Annotated in this window: 18 protein-coding genes; 8 read left to right on the plus strand and 10 right to left on the minus strand. The window is 68.2% G+C overall.

Annotation, left to right across the window (positions count from 1 at the left end; translation table 11 throughout):
• Positions 1-63: 63 nt before the first annotated feature.
• The 7 genes from AAC979_RS08165 to mazG all read left to right on the plus strand — a co-directional run bounded on the left by AAC979_RS08165 (position 64) and on the right by mazG (position 7,308).
• Positions 64-1,257: a D-alanyl-D-alanine carboxypeptidase family protein gene (locus AAC979_RS08165; protein WP_371349024.1), complete on the plus strand. Its 1,194-nt coding sequence runs from the start codon at positions 64-66 to the stop codon at positions 1,255-1,257.
• A gap of 242 nt (positions 1,258-1,499) precedes the next feature.
• Positions 1,500-2,147 carry a dTMP kinase gene (tmk, locus tag AAC979_RS08170; protein WP_371349025.1) on the plus strand — a complete coding sequence of 216 codons (648 nt, stop codon included), beginning with the start codon at positions 1,500-1,502 and terminating at the stop codon, positions 2,145-2,147.
• Positions 2,144-3,181, plus strand: coding sequence for a DNA polymerase III subunit delta' (locus AAC979_RS08175; RefSeq protein WP_371346315.1), 1,038 nt, complete (start codon positions 2,144-2,146; stop codon positions 3,179-3,181). Before tmk ends, AAC979_RS08175 begins: the two co-directional genes overlap by 4 nt.
• Positions 3,182-3,212: 31 nt before the next feature.
• Complete coding sequence (metG, locus tag AAC979_RS08180) at positions 3,213-4,769, plus strand: methionine--tRNA ligase (protein ID WP_371346317.1); 1,557 nt, start codon at positions 3,213-3,215, stop codon at positions 4,767-4,769.
• Positions 4,766-5,539 (plus strand): TatD family hydrolase, encoded by a 774-nt coding sequence (locus AAC979_RS08185; protein WP_371346318.1) that lies wholly within the window; start codon positions 4,766-4,768, stop codon positions 5,537-5,539. Before metG ends, AAC979_RS08185 begins: the two co-directional genes overlap by 4 nt.
• Before the next feature lie 15 nt (positions 5,540-5,554).
• Positions 5,555-6,355: an MBL fold metallo-hydrolase gene (locus tag AAC979_RS08190; protein WP_371346319.1), complete on the plus strand. Its 801-nt coding sequence runs from the start codon at positions 5,555-5,557 to the stop codon at positions 6,353-6,355.
• 95 nt (positions 6,356-6,450) lie between these two features.
• On the plus strand, positions 6,451-7,308 hold the full coding sequence (gene mazG, locus AAC979_RS08195; protein ID WP_371346320.1) for a nucleoside triphosphate pyrophosphohydrolase: 858 nt from the start codon (positions 6,451-6,453) through the stop codon (positions 7,306-7,308).
• A gap of 157 nt (positions 7,309-7,465) precedes the next feature.
• Here the strand turns inward: mazG and hflX are convergent, their stop codons facing one another.
• From hflX to dusB, 10 genes are all read right to left on the minus strand, one after another.
• A complete protein-coding gene (gene hflX / locus AAC979_RS08200) occupies positions 7,466-8,869 on the minus strand; it encodes a GTPase HflX (RefSeq protein WP_371349026.1) in 1,404 nt (467 codons plus the stop codon).
• On the minus strand, positions 8,866-9,117 hold the full coding sequence (gene hfq, locus AAC979_RS08205; protein WP_013166585.1) for an RNA chaperone Hfq: 252 nt from the start codon (positions 9,115-9,117) through the stop codon (positions 8,866-8,868). Before hfq ends, hflX begins: the two co-directional genes overlap by 4 nt.
• Before the next feature lie 208 nt (positions 9,118-9,325).
• Positions 9,326-10,186, minus strand: coding sequence for a D-amino-acid transaminase (locus AAC979_RS08210; protein ID WP_371346321.1), 861 nt, complete (start codon positions 10,184-10,186; stop codon positions 9,326-9,328).
• An 85-nt stretch (positions 10,187-10,271) separates the two neighbouring features.
• A complete protein-coding gene (locus tag AAC979_RS08215; RefSeq protein WP_371346322.1) occupies positions 10,272-11,720 on the minus strand; it encodes a TrkH family potassium uptake protein in 1,449 nt (482 codons plus the stop codon).
• A 15-nt stretch (positions 11,721-11,735) separates the two neighbouring features.
• Positions 11,736-13,112, minus strand: a complete 1,377-nt coding sequence (gene trkA, locus AAC979_RS08220) for a Trk system potassium transporter TrkA (protein WP_371346324.1) — start codon at positions 13,110-13,112, stop codon at positions 11,736-11,738.
• 140 nt (positions 13,113-13,252) lie between these two features.
• A complete protein-coding gene (locus AAC979_RS08225) occupies positions 13,253-14,620 on the minus strand; it encodes a sigma-54-dependent transcriptional regulator (protein ID WP_371346325.1) in 1,368 nt (455 codons plus the stop codon).
• 14 nt (positions 14,621-14,634) lie between these two features.
• Positions 14,635-16,902 carry an ATP-binding protein gene (locus AAC979_RS08230; protein WP_371346326.1) on the minus strand — a complete coding sequence of 756 codons (2,268 nt, stop codon included), beginning with the start codon at positions 16,900-16,902 and terminating at the stop codon, positions 14,635-14,637.
• Between the two features lie 118 nt (positions 16,903-17,020).
• Positions 17,021-18,466 carry a nitrogen regulation protein NR(I) gene (gene ntrC / locus AAC979_RS08235; protein ID WP_244376460.1) on the minus strand — a complete coding sequence of 482 codons (1,446 nt, stop codon included), beginning with the start codon at positions 18,464-18,466 and terminating at the stop codon, positions 17,021-17,023.
• Between the two features lie 8 nt (positions 18,467-18,474).
• On the minus strand, positions 18,475-19,605 hold the full coding sequence (locus AAC979_RS08240) for a nitrogen regulation protein NR(II) (RefSeq protein WP_371346328.1): 1,131 nt from the start codon (positions 19,603-19,605) through the stop codon (positions 18,475-18,477).
• A complete protein-coding gene (dusB, locus tag AAC979_RS08245; protein ID WP_371346329.1) occupies positions 19,602-20,633 on the minus strand; it encodes a tRNA dihydrouridine synthase DusB in 1,032 nt (343 codons plus the stop codon). The genes AAC979_RS08240 and dusB overlap by 4 nt, the downstream gene beginning before the upstream one ends.
• 185 nt (positions 20,634-20,818) lie before the next feature.
• Between dusB and AAC979_RS08250 the strand changes: the two genes are divergently transcribed.
• A complete protein-coding gene (locus tag AAC979_RS08250) occupies positions 20,819-21,997 on the plus strand; it encodes a bifunctional 2-C-methyl-D-erythritol 4-phosphate cytidylyltransferase/2-C-methyl-D-erythritol 2,4-cyclodiphosphate synthase (protein WP_371346331.1) in 1,179 nt (392 codons plus the stop codon).
• Positions 21,998-22,006 lie beyond the last annotated feature (9 nt).

The following is a 22,006-nucleotide window of genomic DNA, read 5'->3' on the forward strand; positions in this document are numbered from 1 at the left end:
CGGGGAGGATCGACCGTGAGCCTGCTGCGCATCCTGTTCCCCTGCCGTCGTTCCGTGCCAAGCGTGCGTTCGGCCGCCGGGTTTGTCTCCGCCCTGTGTCTCGCCACCGGCCTGTTTGCCGCGGCCTTGACGCCCGCCCGGGCGCAGACAGCGCCGGACATCGCCGCGCCGCAGGCCATCCTGCTCGATTTCGACAGCGGTTCGGTACTGTTCGAGCGCGCGGCGGATACCGCCAGCCCGCCCGCCAGCATCGCCAAGCTGATGACCATGGCGGTGGTGTTCGGCGAGATCACCGCGGGCCGGCTGTCGCCGGATCAGGAATTCAAGGTCAGCGAATATGCCTGGCGGCGGGGAGGGGCCCCTTCGGGCGGCTCCACCATGTTCGCCGCCGTCAACAGCGTGATCAAGGTCAGCGACCTGATGCGCGGCGCCATCATTCCCTCGGGCAATGACGGCGCGATCGTGCTGGCGGAAGGCATAGCCGGCAACGAGCTGGCCTTCACGGTGAAAATGAACGAGGAGGCCAAGCGGCTCGGCCTCACCGGCTCGGTGTTCGTCAATGCCAGCGGCCTCGCCGATCCCGACCAGAAGACGACACCGCGCGACATGGCGAAGGTGGCGACCCACATCATCCGGGACTATCCGGACCTCTATAAGATCTACAGCGAACCGGATTTCCTCTGGAACAAGATCCGCCAGAACAACCGCAACCCGCTGCTGGGCATGAGCCTCGGCGCCGATGGCTTCATGACCGGCTACCAGAAGGATGCCGGTTTCAACCTGGTCGGCTCGGCGATCCAGAACGGGCAGCGGCTGATCGTGGTCATCATGGGCGCCAAGAGCGAGAAGGAACGCGCCGAGGACGCCCGCAAGCTGCTGGAGTGGGGCTTCCGCTCCTTCGAATCGCGCACCTTGTTCGAGCCCGGGCAGATCGTCGGCGAGGCGACGCTCTATGGCGGCGCCCGCAACGGCGCGCCGCTGACCAGCGACGCCCCCATTCGGGTGCTCATCCCGCGCAATGGCAACGAAAAGCTTGTCGCCCGCATCCGCTTCGAGGGGCCGATTCCGGCGCCGGTGGAGAAGGGGGAGGAACTGGCGCGGCTGATGGTCTATCGCGGAGACCAGCTTTCGCTGGAAGTGCCGCTGGTCGCCGCCGAAACCGTGCCGGCCGGCCCGCTCTGGCGCCGGGCGATGGACGGCGCTTATGAACTGATGGTGGACCTGCTGCGCCAGGGCTACGCCAAGATTACCGGCTGAGCATGCCCAAGCGTACCCCCCCGGACCCGAACGCGCCCTCCGCCGCGCCCATTGAGGCTTCATCGCCACCGACATTGAACGGCGAGACCCGCGCGCCCAAGCGGGCGGCCCGCTCCGCCGCCAAGCCGGGCGCCAAGCCGGACGCAAAGCCGGGCGGTAAGACCAAGGCCGACAAGGCGACCAAGGCCGCGCCGAAACCGCGCGCCAAGGCGGCGTCCCGGGCCCGGAGGGCGCCTGCCGGCCTGTTCATCACGCTGGAAGGCGGGGAGGGGGCCGGCAAATCGACTCAAGTCCGCCGGCTGCTGGCGCGGCTGCAGGCGGCGGGGATCGACGCCATCGGCACGCGCGAGCCGGGAGGCTCCACCGGCGCCGAGATCATGCGCCATCTCATCCTGTCCGGCGCCGCCAAGCCGCTGGGGCCTCTCGCGGAGGCGACGCTGTTCGCCGCCGCCCGCGCCGACCATCTCGACGCCACCATCCGCCCGGCACTGGCGCGCGGCGCCACTGTGGTGTGCGACCGTTTCGCCGATTCCACCCGCGTCTATCAGGGCGCGCTCGGCAATGTCGATCCGCGCCTCATCGCGGCGCTGGAGGAGGTGACGGTGGGCGAGACCCGGCCGGACCTGACCCTCATTCTCGATGTGCCGGCGGAGGAAGGGCTCGCCCGCGCCGCCACCCGTTCCGGCCAGGGCGCAGACCGTTTCGAGCGCGAGGGGCTGGCCTTTCACCGCGCCTTGCGCGAGGCGTTTCGCGCGCTGGCGGCGGACGAGCCGGAGCGCTGCGTGCTGATCGACGCCAGCGGCACGCCGGAGGCGGTGGAGGAGGCGATCTGGCAGGCGGTTTCCGCCCGGCTGAAGCTGCCCTCCCCGCGCCGGAGGCGCCGGACATGAAGGACGCGCCCCCGCTGGAAGGCGACCGCTTCGGCACCGCGCCGGCGCCGCGCGAGACCACCCATCTCGTCGGCCATGAGGAGGCGCAGGCGATGGTGCGCACCGCCTGGGACGCCGGGCGGCTGCCGCATGCGCTGCTGATCGGCGGGGCGGAGGGAATCGGCAAGGCGACGCTCGCCTATGCCATTGCCCGCTTCGTGCTCTCCGGCGGCGCCGCGCCGGCGCATTCCATCAAGGTCGACCCCGGCCATCCCGCCGCCCGGCAGGTGGCGGCGCTGTCGCATCCCGACCTGATGGTGCTACGGCGTACGCCCAACGACACCGGCAAGCTGCCTTCGATGATTCCGGCCGAACAGGTGCGCCGGGTGCGCAGCTTCTTCGGCTCCACGGCGGCGCTCGGCGGCTGGCGGGTCTGCGTCGTCGACACGCTGGACGAGATGAACGCGCAGGGCGCCAACGCGCTGCTGAAGACGCTGGAGGAGCCGCCGAACCGGGCGCTGTTCCTGCTCGTGAGCCATGCGCCGGGCCGGCTCTTGCCCACCATCCGCTCGCGCTGCCGCATGGTGCCGCTGCGCGCGCTGTCGGAAGGGCAGGTGGTGGAGGTGCTGGAGGGCTTGAGCGAGAGCCTGCCGAATCTCGACCGCAGCCGCTTCCATGAGGCGGCGGAGGCGGCGGGCGGCAGCGTGCGCGAGGCACTGAGCCTGATGGAGGGCGACGGCCTCGCCGTGCGCAACGCCACCCGGGTGCTGCTCGACGCCCTGCCCGATGTCGACGCCAAATCGCTGCACGCGCTGGGCGAGAGGCTCACCGGCGACCGGGGAGGGGCGTTCCAGAGTTTTGTCGGCACGGTGGAGGGCTGGATCAGCGACCATGCCACGGGCCGCCGCCAGACCGCCAGCGTTCGTCTTGCACGCCTCCCGGAGGTGTGGGAGAAGGTTCGCCGCGCTGCGGTCGACGCCGATGTCTACAATCTCGACCGCAAGACCCTCGTCTTCCGGATCTTCGCGTCGCTCAACGAGGCCCTGCGCCCCTGATCGCGCGCTGGTCGCTCCGCAGGATACCGCCGTGAGACCCGCCTTCTACATCACCACCGCGATCGACTACCCCAATGGCGCGCCCCATATCGGCCACGCCTATGAGAAGATCGCCGCCGACGCGCTGGCGCGCTTCAAGAAGCTCGACGGCTACGACGTCTTCTTCCTGACCGGCACCGACGAGCACGGGTTGAAGATGGCGCAGACGGCGGAAAAGCAGGGGCTGACGCCGCTGGAATGGGCGACGAAGAACGCCACGCGCTTCCAGGAAATGGATGCGCTGCTCGGCGTCGATTATGACCGTTTCATCCGCACCACCGACGAGGACCACATCGCCTCCAGCCAGGCGATCTGGCAGCGCATGGTGGAGGCCGGCGACATCTATCTCGGCGCCTATTCCGGCTGGTACTCCGTGCGCGACGAGGCCTATTACGCCGAGGACGAGACCACGGTGAACCCCGATGGCGTGCGGCTCGGCCCGCAGGGCACGCCGGTGGAATTGACCGAGGAGAAGAGCTATTTCTTCCGCCTCTCCGCCTATCAGCAGAAGCTGCTCGACTATTACGACGCGCATCCGGATTTCATCCGGCCGGAGGTGCGGCGCAACGAGGTGATGAGCTTCGTGCGCGGCGGGCTGCAGGATCTCTCGATCAGCCGCACCACCTTCTCCTGGGGCATTCCGGTGCCGGGCGACCCGGACCATGTGATGTATGTGTGGGTGGACGCGCTCACCAACTACATCACCGGCGTCGGCTATCCCGACACGGAAAGCGCCAGCTTCAAGCGCTACTGGCCGGCGAACGTCCACATCATCGGCAAGGACATCATCCGCTTTCACGCGGTCTACTGGCCGGCCTTCCTGATGTCGGCGGGCATCGAGCCGCCGAAAACCGTCTTCGCGCATGGCTTCATCCTTAATCGCGGGGAGAAGATGTCGAAGTCGGTCGGCAATGTGATCGACCCGTTCGACCCTGCCCGCGCCTATGGCGTCGACGCGCTGCGCTATTTCCTGCTGCGCGAGATTCCCTTTGGCCAGGATGGTTCCTACAGCCACGAGGCCATCGTCGCCCGCACCAATGCCGACCTTGCCAACGATCTCGGCAACCTCGCCCAGCGCTCGCTGTCGATGATCGCCAAGAATCTGGGTGGCGCGCTGCCGGCGCCGGGCCCGCTTGCCGAGGATGACGCGACGATCCTCGCGGCCGCCGACGCCATGGGCGCCAAGGTGCGCGAGGCGATGGACGGCCAGCAGATTCACAATGCGCTCGGCGCCATCTGGTCGGTGGTGGCGGACGCCAACCGCTATTTCGCCGGCGCCGCGCCGTGGGAACTGCGCAAGAGCGACCCGGAGCGCTTCGGCACCGTGCTGTGGACCACGGCCGAGGTCGTGCGCCAGGTGGCGCTGCTGGCGCAACCCTTCATCCCCACAAGCGCCGGCAAGCTGCTGGACCTGCTCGCGATTCCCGAAGAGGCACGCAGCTTCGCCAGCCTCGGCGAGGCCGGGCGGCTGGCGGGCGGCACGGTGCTGCCGGCGCCCGTGGGCGTGTTCCCGCGCTATGTCGAGCCGGAGGCCCCGGCCGCCTCATGATCGTCGACAGCCATTGCCATCTCGATTTCCCGGATTTCGCCGCGGAACTCGACGACGTGGTCGCGCGGGCGCGCGCGGCTGGCGTCGGCCGTCTCGTCACCATCGGCACCCGTGTGCGCCGCTCGGGCGAGGTGAGGGCGATCGCCGAGCGTTTCGAGGATGTGTTCTGCTCCGTCGGCACCCATCCGCACAATGCCGGCGAGGAGGAAGATGTGACGCTGGACGAGATTCTGGCCGCCGCCGACCATCCCAAAGTGGTCGCCATTGGCGAGGCCGGGCTCGATTATCACTACGACACCGCGCCGCGCGACGCGCAGGCGGCCGGTTTCCGCCGGCATATCGAGGCCGCGCGCCGCACCGGCCTGCCGCTGGTGATCCACGCCCGCGACGCCGACCAGGACGTGGCGGCGATATTGGAAGAGGAAAGCGGGAAGGGCGCCTTCGGCTTCGTGCTGCACTGCTTCACCGCCGGTCCGGACCTCGCCCGCCGGGCGGTGGCGCTGGGCGGCTATGTCTCCTTCTCCGGCATCCTCACCTTCAAGTCCGGCGCGCCGCTGCGCGAGATCGCGGCCGGCCTGCCGGCCGACCGGGTGCTGGTGGAGACCGACGCGCCCTATCTCGCGCCCAACAGCCGGCGCGGCAAGCGCAACGAGCCTTCCTATGTCGTCGAGACCGCCCATATACTGGCGCAGGCGCGCGGGGTTTCCTTCGACGAGATCGCCGCGCTGACGACGCAGAACTTCTTCCGCCTGTTCTCCCGCGCATCCTAGAGGCTTCCGCTCCCCATGGCGCTGACCTTCACCATTCTCGGCTGCGGCTCCTCCGGCGGAGTGCCGCGAGTCGGGCAGGGCTGGGGCGTGTGCGACCCGAACGAACCGCGCAACCGGCGGCGGCGCTGCTCGATGCTTGTCGAGCGCCGCGACGACGGCGCCGAACGGCCGACGCGGGTGCTGATCGACACCTCGCCGGATTTGCGCGAGCAGTTGATCGACGCCGGGGTCGACCGGCTCGACGCCGTGCTGTTCACCCATGAGCATGCCGACCACACGCACGGCATTGACGATCTGCGCCCGCTGACTATCCTCAACCGCCGCCGCATCGACGTGCATGTCGACCCCGAGACCTCGGCAATGCTGCACCAGCGCTTCGGCTATTGCTTCGAGACGCCGCCCGGCAGCGACTACCCGCCGATCCTCACCGAGCACCGCTTCCACGCCGGCGACACCATCCGGGTCAATGGCCCGGGCGGCGAGGTGGCCGCGACGGCTTATCGGCAATATCACGGCGCCATCATCTCCTATGGTTTCCGTATCGGCGGGCTGGCCTATTCCAGCGACCTGCACGACCTGCCGGAAGAAAGCCTGGCCTATCTCGCCGACCTCGATGTGTGGATCATCGACGCGCTGCGGCCCAAGCCGCACCCGACGCATCTCTCGCTTAGCGAGGCGCTGGCCTGGATCGAGCGGATGAAGCCGCGCCAGGCAGTGCTGACCAATCTGCACACCGATCTCGACTACGCCACGCTGTCGCGCGAACTGCCGGAAGGCGTGGTCGCCGCCTATGACGGCATGAAAATCACGCTCTGACAGCCATTTAACGCGCCTTTCTCATCCCCGCGACCTCCCCCGCCCATAAGAACGTTTTCCATAATATGTCTTCTGCGAATCATCCAAATGACGGCGTGACGCCCTCCCGCGACATTGAGCGGCTGCTGGAGATCATGGCGGCGCTGCGCACGCCAGAGACGGGCTGCCCTTGGGATCTCGCGCAGGACTTCGACACGATCGCCCCCTACACGATCGAGGAAGCCTATGAGGTGGCGGACGCCATCGCCCGCGGCGATCTCGATGATCTCTGCGACGAGCTGGGCGACCTGCTGCTGCAGGTCGTGTTTCACGCCCGGCTGGCGCAGGAGCGCGGCGCCTTCGATTTCGGCGCCGTGGTCGAGGCCATCACCGCCAAGATGATCCGCCGGCATCCGCATGTGTTCGGCGACGCGCGCGGGCGCGACGTGGCGGCGGTGAATGCCGCGTGGGATGCGATCAAGGCGGAAGAGAAGGCGCGGCGCGGCGCCCGCCGTGCGGCCCGCGGATTGCCGCCGGAGCCGGGGCAGGGCCGCACGCTGGACGGGGTGCCGGCCGGCGCCCCTGCCCTCACCCGCGCGGTGAAATTGCAGGACAAGGCGGCGAAGGTCGGCTTCGACTGGCCGGAGGTGCGCCCGGTGCTCGACAAGATCCGCGAGGAGATCGACGAGGTGGAGGCCGAGATCGCCGCCGGTGACCGCAAGGCGGCGGGGCAAGAAGTCGGTGACCTCCTGTTCGCGCTGGCCAATCTCGCCCGTCACCTCGATGTCGACCCGGAGGCGGCGCTGCGCGGCACCAACGAAAAATTCGTCCGCCGCTTCGCCCATATCGAGGACCGGCTGGCGGAGGCTGGGCGGACGCCGGCTGAGGCCAGCCTCGATGAGATGGAAGCGCTGTGGCAGGAGGCCAAGACGGCGGCCAAGACGGCGGCGAAGACGGCGGCGTCGAAGGAGTAGGGCGCTCACCCCTGCCCGCCTTCCCCTCTTTCGTCATCCCGGCCGAAGCGCAGCGCAGAGCCGGGATCGCTCGCCATCACCACGCGATCCCGGATCGACCTTTGGCCGTCCGGGATGACGGTCTGTTCATTCGCTGCTGTAGACGGCCAGAGGGCGTTCAACCCTCCCCGCCTCCCCGGATCCGCCGCGCCCCGAAGCGGCGCTCGATCTGCTCGGCGCGGTCGGGTGGCACGCGCACGGCGAGATGCAGCCGCCCCTCAGCGTCCTCCCGACGTTCCATCACCTCGCTGTGGCGGTAGAGCCAGCTCAGATTACCGCCATCGGCGGGGTCAAGGTCGACGGCGAGGCTCACCCGCTCGCGCGAGAGGCGCTGGGAAATGGTGGCGAGAAGCGGCTCCATGCCCTCGCCGGTAAGCGCGGAGACAGGGATCGGCCGTGCGTCGCCTTCGCGCCGGGCGGCGGTGTTGAACAGCCCCGCCCGCGCGTCCGGCTCCAACATGTCGATCTTGTTCCACACCTCGATGACGCGATGGTCGTCGTCCGGGTCGATGTCGAGATCGGCCAGCACGCTCTTCACATCCTGCGCCTGCGCGTCCGCGTCCTCATGCGCCATGTCGCGCACATGCAGGATCAGGTCGGCCTCGATCACCTCTTCCAGCGTCGCACGGAAAGCGGCGACGAGCTGGGTCGGCAGATCGGAAATGAAGCCGACCGTGTCGGACAGGATCACCTTATCGCCGGTGGGAAGCTGCACCGCCCGCAAGGTCGGGTCCAGCGTGGCGAACAGCAGATCCTGCGCCATCACATCGGCGCGGGTCAGCCGGTTGAACAGCGTCGACTTGCCGGCATTGGTGTAGCCGACCAGCGCCACCACGGGATAGGGCACCTTCTTGCGGCTCGCACGGTGCAATGCGCGTGTGCGCTTCACCTGCTCCAGTTCGCGCTCGATCTTGACGATGCGCTCGCCGATGAGCCGGCGGTCAGCCTCGATCTGCGTTTCGCCGGGGCCGCCGAGAAAGCCGAAGCCGCCGCGCTGGCGTTCCAGATGTGTCCAGGAACGCACCAGCCGGCTGCGTTGGTAATTGAGATGCGCGAGCTCGACCTGCAGCACGCCCTCCTTGGTGCGGGCGCGCTGGCCGAAGATTTCCAGAATCAGAGCGGTGCGGTCGATCACCTTGGCCGACCACGCCTTTTCGAGGTTGCGCTGCTGCACCGGGCTCAGCGGGGCGTCGACAAAGACCAGCCCCGCCTCCTCCGCCCGCACCAGGCCGGCGATTTCCTCGACCTTGCCGCTGCCGAGATAGGTGGCCGGGCGCACCTGCGACAGCCCGACCAATGCGCTGCCGACGAGCTTCAGGTCGATCGCCAGCATCAGGCCGACGGCCTCATCGAGCCGGGCCTCCGGCGAGCGGCGAGCGCCCTCCTCCCCTGCCCCGCGGCGGGTCAGATGCGGCACGATCACCACCACGCGGGTCGCGTCGCCTTCGGTTGCGTGTTCGACAGGCAGGCCGGCGGCGCGGCCGGCGGGCGACGTGCGGGAGGCTTTAAACTCCAAGATCAGCCCTTCTCGCCGGTCTCGTCCGGCTCGAAAAGCTGAACCGGATGGCCGGGCATGATGGTCGAAATCGCGTGCTTGTAGACGAGCTGCGAATGACCGTCGCGGCGCAGCAGCACGCAGAAATTATCGAACCAGGTGACGACTCCCTGAAGCTTCACGCCATTGACCAGAAAGATGGTGAGCGGCGTCTTGTTCTTGCGGACGTGGTTGAGAAAGGTGTCCTGGAGGTTCTGCGAACGTTCCGCGGCCATGGTTTTTTGATCCGTTTGTTTGTTGTTGCTCGTAGGTCGGCGCGGTCGTCCTCAGCTCTGCGCCCCGTCCGGGAGCGGCGGGCCGAAAGACGTGCGTCCCAAACATGGCATAGCATGACGGGCGCGCAAGATGCTTTCGCCAAGTTGGTTCCGCTTGGCAAGGTCTTTCCGCACCCCAACTCCCGCCCGCCGGGTACAATTACCTGTGTCAGTCGGCGATCTCGGCGATGCGATGGTAGTTCTCACGCAGCGCGCGGGCCACCGGCCCCGGCCGTCCATCGCCGATCGCCTGTCCGTCGATTCGCACCACCGGCGTGGCGAAATTGGTGGCGGAGGTGACGAAGGCCTCTCGCGCCGCCAGCGCTTCGGCCACGGTGAAGGCCCGCTCCTCGATGCGCAGTTGCAGCATCTGCGCCACCTCGAACATCACGGTGCGGGTGATGCCGCGCAGAATGCCGGCCTCCGCCGGCCGGGTGACCAGCCGCCCCTCGGCGGTAACGATCCACGCATTGGTCGAGCCGCCCTCGGTGACATGGCCACCGGCATCGACGAACCAGGCCTCGCGCGCGCCGGCCTGCTTTGCGGCTTCTTTCGCCAGTACATTCGGCAGGAGGCCGACGGTCTTGATATCGACCCGCTCCCAGCGATTGTCCGGCACGGTGATGACGGCAATCCCCTGCCCGGCAACCGCCTCGCCCTTGGCCGGATCGAGCGCGCGGGCGGTGACGACGATGGAGGGCGGCGTCGCCGGATCTGGGAAATAATGGTCGCGGCGGGCGACGCCGCGCGTCACCTGGAGATAGACGAGGCCGTCGCGCACGCGGTTGCGGGCGATGGTCTGGCGCAGCACCACGCCGAGCGCGGCGAGCGACATCGGCAGGCGGATGCGCAGTTCGCCGAGCGAACGCACCAGCCGCTCCATGTGCCGGCGCTCATCCACCATATGGCCGCCGCGCACCTCGCAGACCTCATAGACGCCATCGCCGAACTGGTAGCCGCGATCCTCCACATGCACGCCGGCGACGGCATGCGGCACATAGGCTCCGTTCACATAGGCGATGCGCGACATGCTCGTCCCCAAGCCCCCGGACGGGGCGGATTCCCGGCTCGCCCTTCACATGAAGAGCGCACCCCAATACACTGTAAAACCGCAACTAACGTCGCCAAAGCGCCAAATTCGCCAGCCCCAGCACGACGAGAATTTCCAGCCGCCCGAGAATCATGGCGAGAGCCAGTATAAGCTGGGCATAGGACGGCAGCGCGCCCCATTCCGGCCAGCTCACCTTCGCCGACCAGCCGGCGGCATAGACCGGGCCGGCATTGCCCAGCGCCGCGACCACCGCGACGAAGGCCGCCTCGAAGCTGGGCATGGCTGGAGCCAGCGCCACGGTCAGCGCGCCAATGACGGTGCAGGCGACGCCGAACATGATCCAGATCGCCTTCATCATCTGCAAGGTGACGTTCTGCTGCCCGAGCCGGCGCGGATGCACCGCGCTGGGGTGCACCAGCCGTTCCAGTTCGCGCAGACTCTGCAGCACCATCACCCCGGCGCGGTAGATCTTGATCCCGCCCGCGGTGGAAAAGCTGGCGCCGCCGATGACGACCACCGTGAGCACCAGCGTCACCGGCAGGCTGGCAAAGGCGCCGGCATGCGGCTCGATGGCCGTCGTCGTCACCAGCGCGACGGCGGTGAACAGCCCGTCCTCCAGCGCGATCGGGAGCGACAGGCCGCTGCCAATGGTGCGGAAACCGATCGCGGCGGCGGCAATGCCGAGACCTAGACAGAGAACAAAAAGTACAATGTTTTCATATTGTCCCACGGCAAGGCGAAAGCGCCGTGTGAGCAACATGCGCTGCCACAATATGCTGGTGCCCCCCACCAGCATGAACAGGGTCATCACCGCCTTGATGCCGAAATGACCATAGGCGGCGATGCCGTCCGCATCGGGCAGCAGCCCGCCCGTGGACAGCGCCGCCCCTGCGAGGCCCAACGCCTCGAACAGGCGCACGCCGAGCAGGAACAGGATGAAGGTGCACAACACCGTCGCGCCAAGGTAGATCGGGAGCACCAGCCGCAGCGCATCGTCAAGCGTCATCTGCTGGGTGACGCCGAGCAGATTGGCCCGGGCGCTGCGATCCGGCAGGCCGCCGAGACCGGCAGGGCCGAGCACGGCGACGAAGCCGACGAGGGTAAGCAGCCCCCCCGCCCATTGCAGTGTCAGCAGCCAGCCCAGCGTCGCCCGGGGCACATTCTCAAGCGTCTGGATCTGCACCGGGCCGGTGGTGGTGAACGCCGCCACCGCTTCCAGCCAGGCATGCAGCGGCCCGAGCGAGGTGGTGGCGGCGATCGGCACGGCGGCGATGACCGGCACGCCGAACCACAGCACCAGCAGAAGACCATAGGCCGCGAGCCGGTCCAGCCGGCCGGCGCGGTTGCGCACCGCGAGATAGACCGCGCCGGCGCCGAACACGGTCAGCAGCGCCGTCATCAGGAACACATCGGCACCCGGCTCGCGCCGGAACAGCGAAACCAGCGCGGCCAGCAGCAGAAAACCGGCCATAAGACCGGCGGTCTGGGCGCTGTGGCGGGCGACCGCGATCATGAGCCCCCGCCTCTCTCAGAAGAATTCGAGGCTGACGCGGAACAGTTGCTCGACGCGCTTCACCTTGTCGGCGAGGGCGAACATCACCACCCGGTCGCGCGCCTGGATCACCGTATCGCCGCGCGGCAGCAGCACCCGCCCGCCACGGATGACGGCGCCGATCCGCATGCCATCGAACAGGTCGAGCTGGCGCAGCGGCTTGCCGACCAGCGGCGAGGTTTCCAGCGCCTCCGCCTCGATCACCTCGCCCGCTCCGTTCAGCAGCGAATGAACCCCGCGGATGCGCCCCTTGCGGACATATTGCAGCACCTTGGACACGGTGATCTGGCGCGGATTGACATAGGCGTCGATGCCGAGCCCGCGGGCGAAGGCGGGATAGGCGGGGTCGTTCAGCAGGGAGAGCATGCGTTTGGCGCCAAGCTCGCGCGACAGCAGGCAGGACAGGATGTTGACCCGGTCGTCATTGGTCACCGCGATCATGGTGTCGGCGTCGCCGACGGTCGCCTCTTCCAGGATGGTGCGGTCCAGCGCGCTGCCACGCAGCACCACGGAGCGCGTCAGCTCCTGGGCGATTTCCTCGGCGCGCGTGACGTTATCCTCGATGATCGTCACCCGCGCCTTCGGGTTGCGCTGCTCCAGTTCGCGGGCGACATAGAGCCCGATATTGCCGCCACCACCGATGACGATACGCTGCGCCGGCGGCTCGTCATGGCCGAAGATCGACAGGGTGCGGCTCACCTGGTCGGTATGGGCGACGAAATAGGCGAGGTCGCCGGCCAGCAGCGAATCGATGGAACGCGGCACGAAGGTCTTGCCATTGCGATAGACCGCCACCACAACGGCGCGCAGATCCGGAAACAGGTCGGTGAGCTGGCGCAGCGGCGTATCGAGGACCGGACAGTCCTCCTTACAGCGCACGCCGACCACGACGACATTGCTGTCGTTGAAGCTGACCGTGTCCACTGCGCCGGGCAGCGACAGGCGGCGCAGCACCATCTCGCCCACTTCCAGCTCGGGCGAGATCACCACGTCGATCGGCAGATGATCGCGCGAGAACAGATCGCGCCAATGGCCCTGCAGATAGCTCTGCGCCCGCACCCGGGCGATCTTGGTCGGCACGTCGAACAGCGCGTGGCCGACCTGGCAGGCGATCATGTTGACTTCATCGTGCAGGGTGACGGCGATGAGCATGTCCGCCGCCTCCAGCCCGGCGCGGGCCAGCACATCCGGATGCGAGCCATGGCCGACGAAGCCGCGCACGTCGAGCGTGTCGGTCACCGCCTGGATGAGACGCGGCGAGGTGTCGATGATGGAAACGTCGTTCTGCTCTGCGGCCAGACGCTCGGCAATGCCGAACCCCACCTGCCCCGCGCCGCAAATCACGACCTTCATGACACCCCCCGGTCCTGCCCGCCGGCGCCGGACGGTTGCTTCGCGGTCCCCGGCGCTGTTTCAGCGAGTCACTCTATAGCAGCTTCGCGCCACGCCGCAGACGTGTCGACGCCCGGCCCGCACATCTTCCGTTGCGGCGCTCAGCCGATGCCGAGCGCCTTGAGCTTGCGGTGGAGGGCGGAGCGCTCCATGCCGACAAACTCGGCGGTGCGGGAGATATTGCCGCCGAACCGGCTGATCTGCGCCACCAGATATTCGCGCTCGAACACTTCGCGCGCATCGCGCAGCGGCAGGCCCATCAGATGCTCGCCGCCCGTGCCACTCGGCAGGCTCGGCACCAGCGCTCCGACATCGGGAGGCAGCATGTCGGCCGTGACCGGTGCCTCGGCCTCGCCGGAGGCGAGGATCAGCAGGCGCTCGATATTGTTGCGCAACTGGCGCACATTGCCGGGCCAGTCATGCGACTGCAGCACGGCGAGCGCGTCGTCGGCGATGCGCCGGCGCGGCAGGCCGGTGGATTGCGAAATCTGGTCGAGGAAGAACTCGACCAGTTCCGGCACATCCTCGCGCCGCTCCGCCAGCGGCGGCACCCGCACCGGCACCACGCCGAGGCGGTGATAGAGATCCTCGCGGAAGCGCCCTTCGGCGATTTCCCGTTCCAGATTGCGCGCGGTGGAAGAGATGATGCGCACATCGACCGAGACGCGCGTGCTGCCGCCGACGCGCAGGAAATTCTGGTCGACCAGAACCCGCAGGATGCGGTTCTGCGTCTCGCGCGGCATGTCGGCGATTTCGTCGATGAACAGCGTGCCGCCATGCGCCTCTTCCAGCGCCCCGACCTGACGGCCCTGCCCTTCCCCGAGTTCGACGCCGAACAGCTCGACTTCCATCCGTTCCGGGGTGATGGCGGCGGCGTTGATGACCACGAACGGCCCGTTCGCCCGCTGCGAGGCGGCATGGATCATGCGGGCGGTCAGTTCCTTGCCGGAGCCGGACGGGCCGACGATCATGATGCGGCTATTGGTCGGCGCCACACGCTCAATGCCCTGGCGGAGCTGATTCATCACCGAGGACCGGCCGACCAGCATTTGCGGCGCCGCGGTGCGCTGCTTGAGGTCGCGCACCTCGCGCTTGAGCCGCAGCGTTTCCAGCGCCCGGTCGGCGACGAGGATCAGCCGGTCGGAATTGAACGGCTTCTCGATGAAGTCATAGGCGCCCTGCTTGATCGCCGCCACCGCCGTCTCGATGGTGCCATGGCCGGAAATCATCACGACCGGCACGTCCGGGTGGTTCTTCTTGATGCGTTCCAGAAGCTGCAGCCCGTCGAGCTTGGAGCGTTCCAGCCAGATATCGAGGAAGACCAGATGCGGGCGGCGCGCCTCGATGGCGGCCAGCGCCTCGTCGCTGTCCTTGGCGGTGCGGGCGCCATAGCCCTCATCCTCGAGAATGCCCGCGACCAGACCGCGAATATCGGCTTCGTCATCGACGATCAGGATGTCCGTCGCCATTCGTCAGTTCTCCTTCAGCCGACCACACGGGAGGTGGGGGTGCCGCCCGTGCCTTTTCCGTCATTGGCGGCACTGGGGCCGCCATCGCGCGCGAAGTGCAGGCGAATCCACGCCCCGCGCCCTTCGGGGGCATCGTCGAGCTCGATGCCGCCGCCATGCTCTTCCATGATCTTTCCGACGATCGCGAGGCCGAGGCCGGTGCCCTTCTCGCGAGTCGTGACATAGGGCTCCAGCAGCCGCGCCCGGTTCTCGGTCGGCAGGCCCTTGCCATTGTCGATGACGTCGATCGTCACCATCCGCTCATCCGCATGCACCTTGACCGCGATGCGCGCCGGATCGGTGCGTTCCTCGGCCGGCACCGCCGCCAGCGCCTCGGTGGCGTTCTTGATGATGTTGGTCAGCGCCTGCGACACGAGGCGGCGGTCGAAACGGGCGACCACCGGCTGGTCCGGCAGGTCGAGGTCGATGACGATGTCGGGATTGCCGACCCGCATGAGGAACACCACCTGCCGCGCCGTCTCGCCAATATCCTGCGCCTCGGCGACCGGCTTGGGCATGCGGGCGAAGGAGGAGAACTCGTCCACCATGCGGCCGATATCGCCGACCTGGCGGATGATGGTCTCGGTGCACTGGTCGAACACCTCGCGGTCCTCGCCAATCACCTTGCCGTAACGCCGACGCAGGCGCTCGGCGGAGAGCTGGATGGGGGTCAGCGGGTTCTTGATCTCATGGGCGATGCGGCGGGCGACATCGGCCCAGGCGGAGCTGCGCTGCGCCACCACGAGTTCGGTGATGTCGTCGAGCGTCACCACCCAGCCATGCTCGGCCTCGCGCGACTGCTCGGTGGTGACGCGCACCGCGATCACCCGGTCGCGGCCGTTGCGGGTCAGCGTCGTATTGGCCTGCACGCTGCGCTCGCCCGCCTGCATCGCCTGGGCGAGCAGCGGGGCAACTTCCGGGACCACGGCGCCGAGTTCGGTGCCGAGCACATCGGCTTCCGCCACGCCGAGCAGCTTCTCCGCCGGGCGGTTGATGATGGAGATGCGGCCCTGCGGGTCGAGGCCGATGACGCCGGCGCCGACGCCCGACAGCACCGCCTCGGTGAAGCGGCGGCGGGTGTCGATCTGGTCGCGCGCCTGCACCAGGTCGTCGCGCTGGGTGCGCAGTTCCTGCGTCATCTTGTTGAAGGTCTCGGCAAGGCTCGACAGGTCGCCCTCGGTGCGGCGCACGGGCACCTCGACGTAAAGATTGCCGGCAGCGACGAGATCGGCCGCGCCGATGAGGCGCCGGATCGGCGCCACCAGCCGGTTGGCGAAATTGATGCCGAGCCACACGGCGCAGAGCAGCACGGTGAGCGAGATCACCGCATAGAGCACGGCGAAGGCCACCTGCACGCCGACGCGCTGCTGTTCAAGGTTGCGATAGTCGACGACGGCGGCCTGCGTCTCCTTGAGATACTCGATGACCCGCGGATCGACGGCGCGCGCGACGTAGAGATAAAGGTCGCCGAAATCCTTCAGCGGGATGACGGCACCGACATAATCGGCATCGCCCGGCAGATAGATCAGCGGCTGCTCTTCCGTCGCGTCCTTCAGCGCCAGATTGGCCGGCACCACGAATTCCCGCCCGACGCGGATGGTGGCACGGTCGATGACCTGCAGGTCCTTGTCGATGATCATCGCTGCCGGCAGGCCGCGCACCACCGCCTGTGCGGTCAGCGCCTGACGGAAGCGGCTGCGGTCCTGGTCCCAGAGCGGGCGGATGCGCTGGAGATCGCGCGCCATGCCGAGCACATCGCCGCGGATGGAATAGGCATGCTCGCGCACATAGGTCTGGGCGACGGAGACCGCATTGTCGACGATGGCCCGGGTGCGCACCGAGAACCAGCGGTCGAGGCCCTTGTCCAGCGTGATGCTTGCGAGGATCGCCACCAGCAGCGCGGGCACCACCGCCACCACCCCGAACAGGCCGACGACGCGCACATGCAGCCGTGCCGCCGCCCGCCCGCGTCGGCGCGCCTTGACGATGCGCCACACCTCGCGGCCGATGATGCTGAGCAGCACCAGCGACATCACGCCATTGAGGCACAGCACGACGATAATCACATCCTGCGAGGGCACCAGCGGGGTGATGCCGATGAGGATGATGAAGCTGGCCAGGGCGATCAGCAGCGCCAGCAGCACCGCCAGCGGGGCCAGCCCCCAGAGCGAGAAGCGGAATCCCATGCCGCCGAGGTCGAGCGCCTCGTGCCTGTCGGTTCCGCCGGTCGAGGTGTCGCTCATCCATCACCCTGTTGGCGGCGGGAATCAGCCCGCCCGACTGATGCAGTGATACGACACTGGTGCAAAAATGTGACAATGATGAGCCGCCCCCGCCTTAATTTGCGAGGGCGTAAGGCGCTCACCGACTGGTGCGGATTATCTGGATGTCCAGATCCCGGATCTTCTTGCGCAGTGTGTTGCGGTTGAGGCCCAGCAATTCAGCCGCCTTGATCTGGTTGCCGCGCGTCGCCGCCAGCGCGGCAGACAACAGCGGATATTCCACATCCTTGAGAATGCGGTGATAGAGGCCGGGCGGGGGCAGATTCTCGCCGAAGCCGCCGAAATAGGCGTTGAGGTGGCGCTCGACCGAGGCGGAAAGCGTTTCGTCCTGGCCGTTCTCCTCCGGCGTCGGCGGCGCCACCGGGGTCGAGAGTTCCGCCTCGATGATCGAGCCGGTGATGACCTCCTGCGGGTAGAGCGCGGCGAGGCGACGGATCAGGTTTTCCAGCTCGCGCACATTGCCCGGCCAGCGGTAGCGCTTCAGCCGGTCGAGCGCGGCGGCGTCGATCTGCTTGCGCGGCAGCCCCTCGCGCTCGGCCTGCAGGAAGAAGTGGCGGGCGAGGTCCGGCACGTCCTCCGCACGTTCGCGCAGCGGCGGCAGGCGCAGCGGCACGACGTTGAGGCGGAAGAACAGGTCTTCGCGGAACAGTCCCTGCTGGATGAGGATGCGCAGATCCTTGTTGGTAGCGGCAACGATGCGCACATCGGTCTTGATCGCGGTGCGCCCGCCGACCGTGGTGTATTCCCCCTGCTGCAGCACGCGCAGCAGCCTTGTCTGCGCCTCCATCGGCATGTCGCCGATCTCGTCGAGGAACAGCGTGCCGCCCTCCGCCTGCTCGAAGCGGCCGGCCGAGCGCGCATTGGCGCCAGTGAACGCCCCCTTCTCATGACCGAACAGCTCGGATTCGATGAGGTCGCGCGGGATCGCCGCCATGTTGATGGCGACGAACGGCCCGTTGCGGCGCTTGCCGTAATCATGCAGCGCGCGCGCGACCAGTTCCTTGCCGGTGCCGCTCTCGCCGGCGATCATCACGGTGAGATCGGTCTGCATCAGCCGCGCCAGCACGCGGTAGATGTCCTGCATCGCCGGCGAGCGGCCGACCAGCGGGATGTTGTCGGCGTCCTCGCCCAGCCCCTTCAGAGCGTTCTCCGGCTTCTTCGGTTCGGAGAGGGCGCGACCGACGATGGAGATCAGCTCCTTCAGGTCGAAGGGCTTGGGCAGATATTCATAGGCACCCTTCTCCGAGGCGCGGATCGCGGTCATGAAGGTGTTCTGCGCGCTCATGACGATGACCGGCAGGTCCGGGCGCACCTTCTTGATGCGGGGCAGCAGGTCGAAGGCGTTCTCGTCCGGCATCACCACATCGGTGATCACGAGATCGCCGTCGCCCTGGCTGACCCAGCGCCACAGCGTGGCCGCATTGCCGCAGGAGCGCACCTCATAGCCCGCCCGCGACAGCGCCTGATTGAGCACGGTGCGGATGGCGGCGTCGTCATCGGCAACCAGGATACTTCCCGTCGGCATGGCGGCTCTCAACTCTTCTCGTCACCGCGGCTGGCGCGGTACATGGGCATGAGGACACGGAAGGTGGTGCGGCGCGGCTGGCTGTCGCATTCGATGATGCCGCCATGGTCGCCGACGATCTTCGCCACCAGCGCCAGGCCCAGACCCGTGCCGGTCGGCTTGGTGGTGACGAAGGGATCGAACAGGTGCGGCATCAGGTCTTCCGGCACGCCGGGACCGTTGTCGCGCACGCAGAATTCCAGCGGCAGGCTCACCCGTGCCGGGGCGCCGGGCACCATAAGCCGCACGCCGGGACGGAAGGCCGTGGTGAGCTGGATTTCACCATCGGGTGAATCGCCAATGGCTTCGGCCGCGTTCTTCACCAGATTGAGGAACACCTGCACCAGTTGGTCGCGATTGGCCAGCACCGGCGGCAGCGAGGGGTCGTACTCCTCGACGAAGCGTATGTTGCGGGCGAAACCGGTGCTCGCCAGCGTGCGCACATGCTCCAGCACGGCGTGGATATTGACCGGCTCGCGCGCAATCGGCCGCTCGTCGGAAAACACTTCCATCCGATCGACCAGCTTGACGATGCGGTCGGCCTCGTCGGTGATCAGCCGGGTGAGCGAGCGATCATCGTCGCTGGCGGAGAGTTCCAGCAATTGCGCCGCGCCGCGAATGCCGGAGAGCGGGTTCTTGATCTCATGCGCCAGCATGGAGGCGAGCGCCGTCACCGAACGGGCGGCACCGCGATGGGTGAGCTGGCGGTCCATCTTGTCGGCAATGGTGCGCTCCTGCAGCATGATGACGACATGACCGGGCGCCTCCGCCAGGGGCGCGACGTGAATATCGACGATGCGCTCGCCGCCATTGCGCGGGGTGCCGAGATCGACGCGATACTCGTTCACCGCTGCGCCGCGCGTGCGCACCTGCTCCACCAGCGACAGGATCGGGCTGCCGAATGGCACGAATTCCTGCAGCCGGTGCCGCACCAGCACCGCCAGCGACGCCTCGAAAAAGGCTTCCGCCGCCACATTCGCATCGACCAGGCGATTGTCGTCCGCCACCGTGATGACGGGGTGCGGCAGTGCATTCACCACCGCTTCCGCGGTCGCGTTGCTCGCGCGCGGGCCCGGCCGTTGCGAGGAAACCGAACTCATGCAGCTTCTCTCCATCCAATGTCGTCATAGGCGTCGCGGATTCCGGTGACGACGCGCGCCGGATCCTCAAGCGTCAGAAGCCGCCGGCGCCACTGGGCGGCCAGCTCCGGCGGGCGGCCGGCGCTCGCCGTAGTGGCGGCCAGCGACCAGCCGATATGCTTGCGCGCGCAGCGCATGCCGAGCTCACGCCCGTAATGCGACAACCAGCCTTCATAAAGCTCGATCAGCACGTCGCGCTGCTCGGCCAGCGGCGGATCGTCCGGCACCGCGCCGCTGCGCAGGAAGGCGGCGACCTGACCGGGAAACCACGGGCGCCCCTGTGCGCCACGGCCGATCATCACCCCATCGGCGCCCGAGGCGGCGAGCATCGCCGGCGCCTCCTCCACCGCCACCAGATCGCCATTGGCGAGCACGGGAATGGAAACGGCGTCCTTGACCGCGCGGATCGCCGACCAGTCGGCGCGGCCGGTATAGAACTGGCAGCGCGTACGCCCGTGAATGGTGATCATCTGCACGCCGAGCGCTTCCGCCCGGCGGGCGAGTTCCGGCGCGACAAGCGCGGCGTCGTCCCAGCCGAGCCGGGTCTTCAGCGTGACCGGCACTCGCACCGCCGCCACGACCGCCGCGATGAGGCGGGTGGCGAGATCGAGGTCGCGCAGCAGCGCCGAGCCGGCAAGGCCGGTGGTCACCCGCTTGGCCGGGCAGCCCATATTGATGTCGATCAAGGCCGCCCCGGCGGCTTCCGCGAGGCGGGCGGCGCGGCCCAGCGATTCGGGCTCGTTGCCGGCAAGCTGGACGGCATGGATCGCCACGCCCGCCCCTTCCGCCCGCAGCACGGTCTCCTCATGCCCGGTTTCGAAGGCGCCGGCGGCGACCATTTCCGACACGGCGAGCGCCGCGCCATAGCGCAGCACCATGCGGCGCAGTGGCGCATCGGTGATGCCCGCCATCGGCGCAAGCACCGCCGCACCCGGCACAGCGACGCTGCCGATCTGAAGAGTGCCAATGGGAGAAGACTGAAGGGTCAAGCGGCGATCACTCGATGCACATTAAATAAGCCCGACCAGCGGTGCCTAGATAATAGCCATGCCGAGCGCGTCATCAACCCATGCGAAGGGTGTAAGTCAAATCTTTTGCAAAGACGTGCCGCTTTTGCGCTAAACGAGCCGCGAGGGCAAGTCTGCGCGCGGAAGCGGCAGCCAGCGGAAGGGCGATGCACCAGGCAATGCGGACCGACGTGATCGTGGTTGCGGCCGGCAGCGGGCTGCGAGCGGGCGAGGGCCTTCCCAAGCAATACCGCCTCCTCGGCGGCGCGCCGGTGCTGCGCCGCACGCTCGAAGCGTTTCGCGGCCAGCCCGGCATCCGCCATGTACTGCCGGTGATTTCGGCGGAACACGCGGCCTTGTGCGCGCAGGCGCTGGCGGAGCTTCCGGGCGTGCACGCGCCGGTGACCGGCGGGGCGACGCGGCAGGCCTCGGTGCGGGCGGGGCTGGAAGCGCTGGCGCAGGATCCGCCCGATCTGGTGCTCATTCACGATGCGGCGCGGCCATTCGTCTCGCCCCGGCTGGTGGCGCAGGCGATCGCCACCGCCGCCGCCGAGGGCGCCGCGGTCCCTGCCCTGCCGGTGGTCGACACGCTGAAGGCGGTCGCGCCCCCCGGCCATCTCGCCAGCGGCCCCGACCGCAACGCCGTGCGCGGCGTGCAGACGCCGCAAGCCTTCCGCTACGACCTCATCCTCGCCGCGCATCGGGCGGCTGCGGGAGCGGACGACCTGACCGACGACGCCGCCGTGGCGGAAGCCGCCGGCCACCGCGTCGCCGCCTTCCCCGGCGATCCCGCCAATTTCAAACTGACCACACGCGAGGATTTCGTGACCGCCGAACGTCATCTGCTGGCCGAACTCGCCGATATCCGCACCGCGACCGGCTTCGACGTGCACGCTTTCGGGCCCGGCGACCATGTCATGCTGGGCGGCGTGCGCCTTCCCCACGACTTCGCCCTGGCCGGCCATTCCGATGCCGATGTGGTGCTGCATGCGCTGACCGACGCGCTGCTCGGCACGATCGGCAGCGGTGATATCGGCCATCATTTCCCGCCCTCGGACCCGCAATGGAAGGGCGCGGCCTCCGACCAGTTTCTCGCCCATGCCGCCGCCCTGGTGCGCGCGGCCGGCGGGCGCATCGCCCATCTCGACGCCACGGTGGTCTGCGAGGCGCCGAAGATCGGCCCGCATCGCGAGGCGATGCGCGAGCGGATCGCCGCCATCGTTGACATTGCCGTGGCGCGGGTCAGCGTGAAGGCGACGACCAGCGAAAGGCTGGGCTTCACTGGCCGGCGCGAGGGCATTGCCGCGCTCGCCGCCGCCACGGTCCGCCTGCCCTGGGTGGACTGAGAGGAGCGC

The sequence above is a fragment of the Ancylobacter sp. IITR112 genome, assembly GCF_041415945.1.
GTDB lineage: Bacteria > Pseudomonadota > Alphaproteobacteria > Rhizobiales > Xanthobacteraceae > Ancylobacter.

What these genes read in the sequence shown, in the direction of transcription:
- AAC979_RS08175 (WP_371346315.1), top strand. Translation starts at nt 2,144, where the DNA reads ATGAAGGACGCGCCCCCGCTGGAAGGCGACCGCTTCGGCACCGCGCCG.
- AAC979_RS08185 (WP_371346318.1), top strand. Translation starts at nt 4,766, where the DNA reads ATGATCGTCGACAGCCATTGCCATCTCGATTTCCCGGATTTCGCCGCG.
- AAC979_RS08190 (WP_371346319.1), top strand. Translation starts at nt 5,555, where the DNA reads ATGGCGCTGACCTTCACCATTCTCGGCTGCGGCTCCTCCGGCGGAGTG.
- hfq (WP_013166585.1), bottom strand. Translation starts at nt 9,117, where the DNA reads ATGGCCGCGGAACGTTCGCAGAACCTCCAGGACACCTTTCTCAACCAC.
- AAC979_RS08210 (WP_371346321.1), bottom strand. Translation starts at nt 10,186, where the DNA reads ATGTCGCGCATCGCCTATGTGAACGGAGCCTATGTGCCGCATGCCGTC.
- AAC979_RS08215 (WP_371346322.1), bottom strand. Translation starts at nt 11,720, where the DNA reads ATGATCGCGGTCGCCCGCCACAGCGCCCAGACCGCCGGTCTTATGGCC.
- trkA (WP_371346324.1), bottom strand. Translation starts at nt 13,112, where the DNA reads ATGAAGGTCGTGATTTGCGGCGCGGGGCAGGTGGGGTTCGGCATTGCC.
- AAC979_RS08225 (WP_371346325.1), bottom strand. Translation starts at nt 14,620, where the DNA reads ATGGCGACGGACATCCTGATCGTCGATGACGAAGCCGATATTCGCGGT.
- AAC979_RS08230 (WP_371346326.1), bottom strand. Translation starts at nt 16,902, where the DNA reads ATGAGCGACACCTCGACCGGCGGAACCGACAGGCACGAGGCGCTCGAC.
- ntrC (WP_244376460.1), bottom strand. Translation starts at nt 18,466, where the DNA reads ATGCCGACGGGAAGTATCCTGGTTGCCGATGACGACGCCGCCATCCGC.
- AAC979_RS08240 (WP_371346328.1), bottom strand. Translation starts at nt 19,605, where the DNA reads ATGAGTTCGGTTTCCTCGCAACGGCCGGGCCCGCGCGCGAGCAACGCG.
- AAC979_RS08250 (WP_371346331.1), top strand. Translation starts at nt 20,819, where the DNA reads ATGCACCAGGCAATGCGGACCGACGTGATCGTGGTTGCGGCCGGCAGC.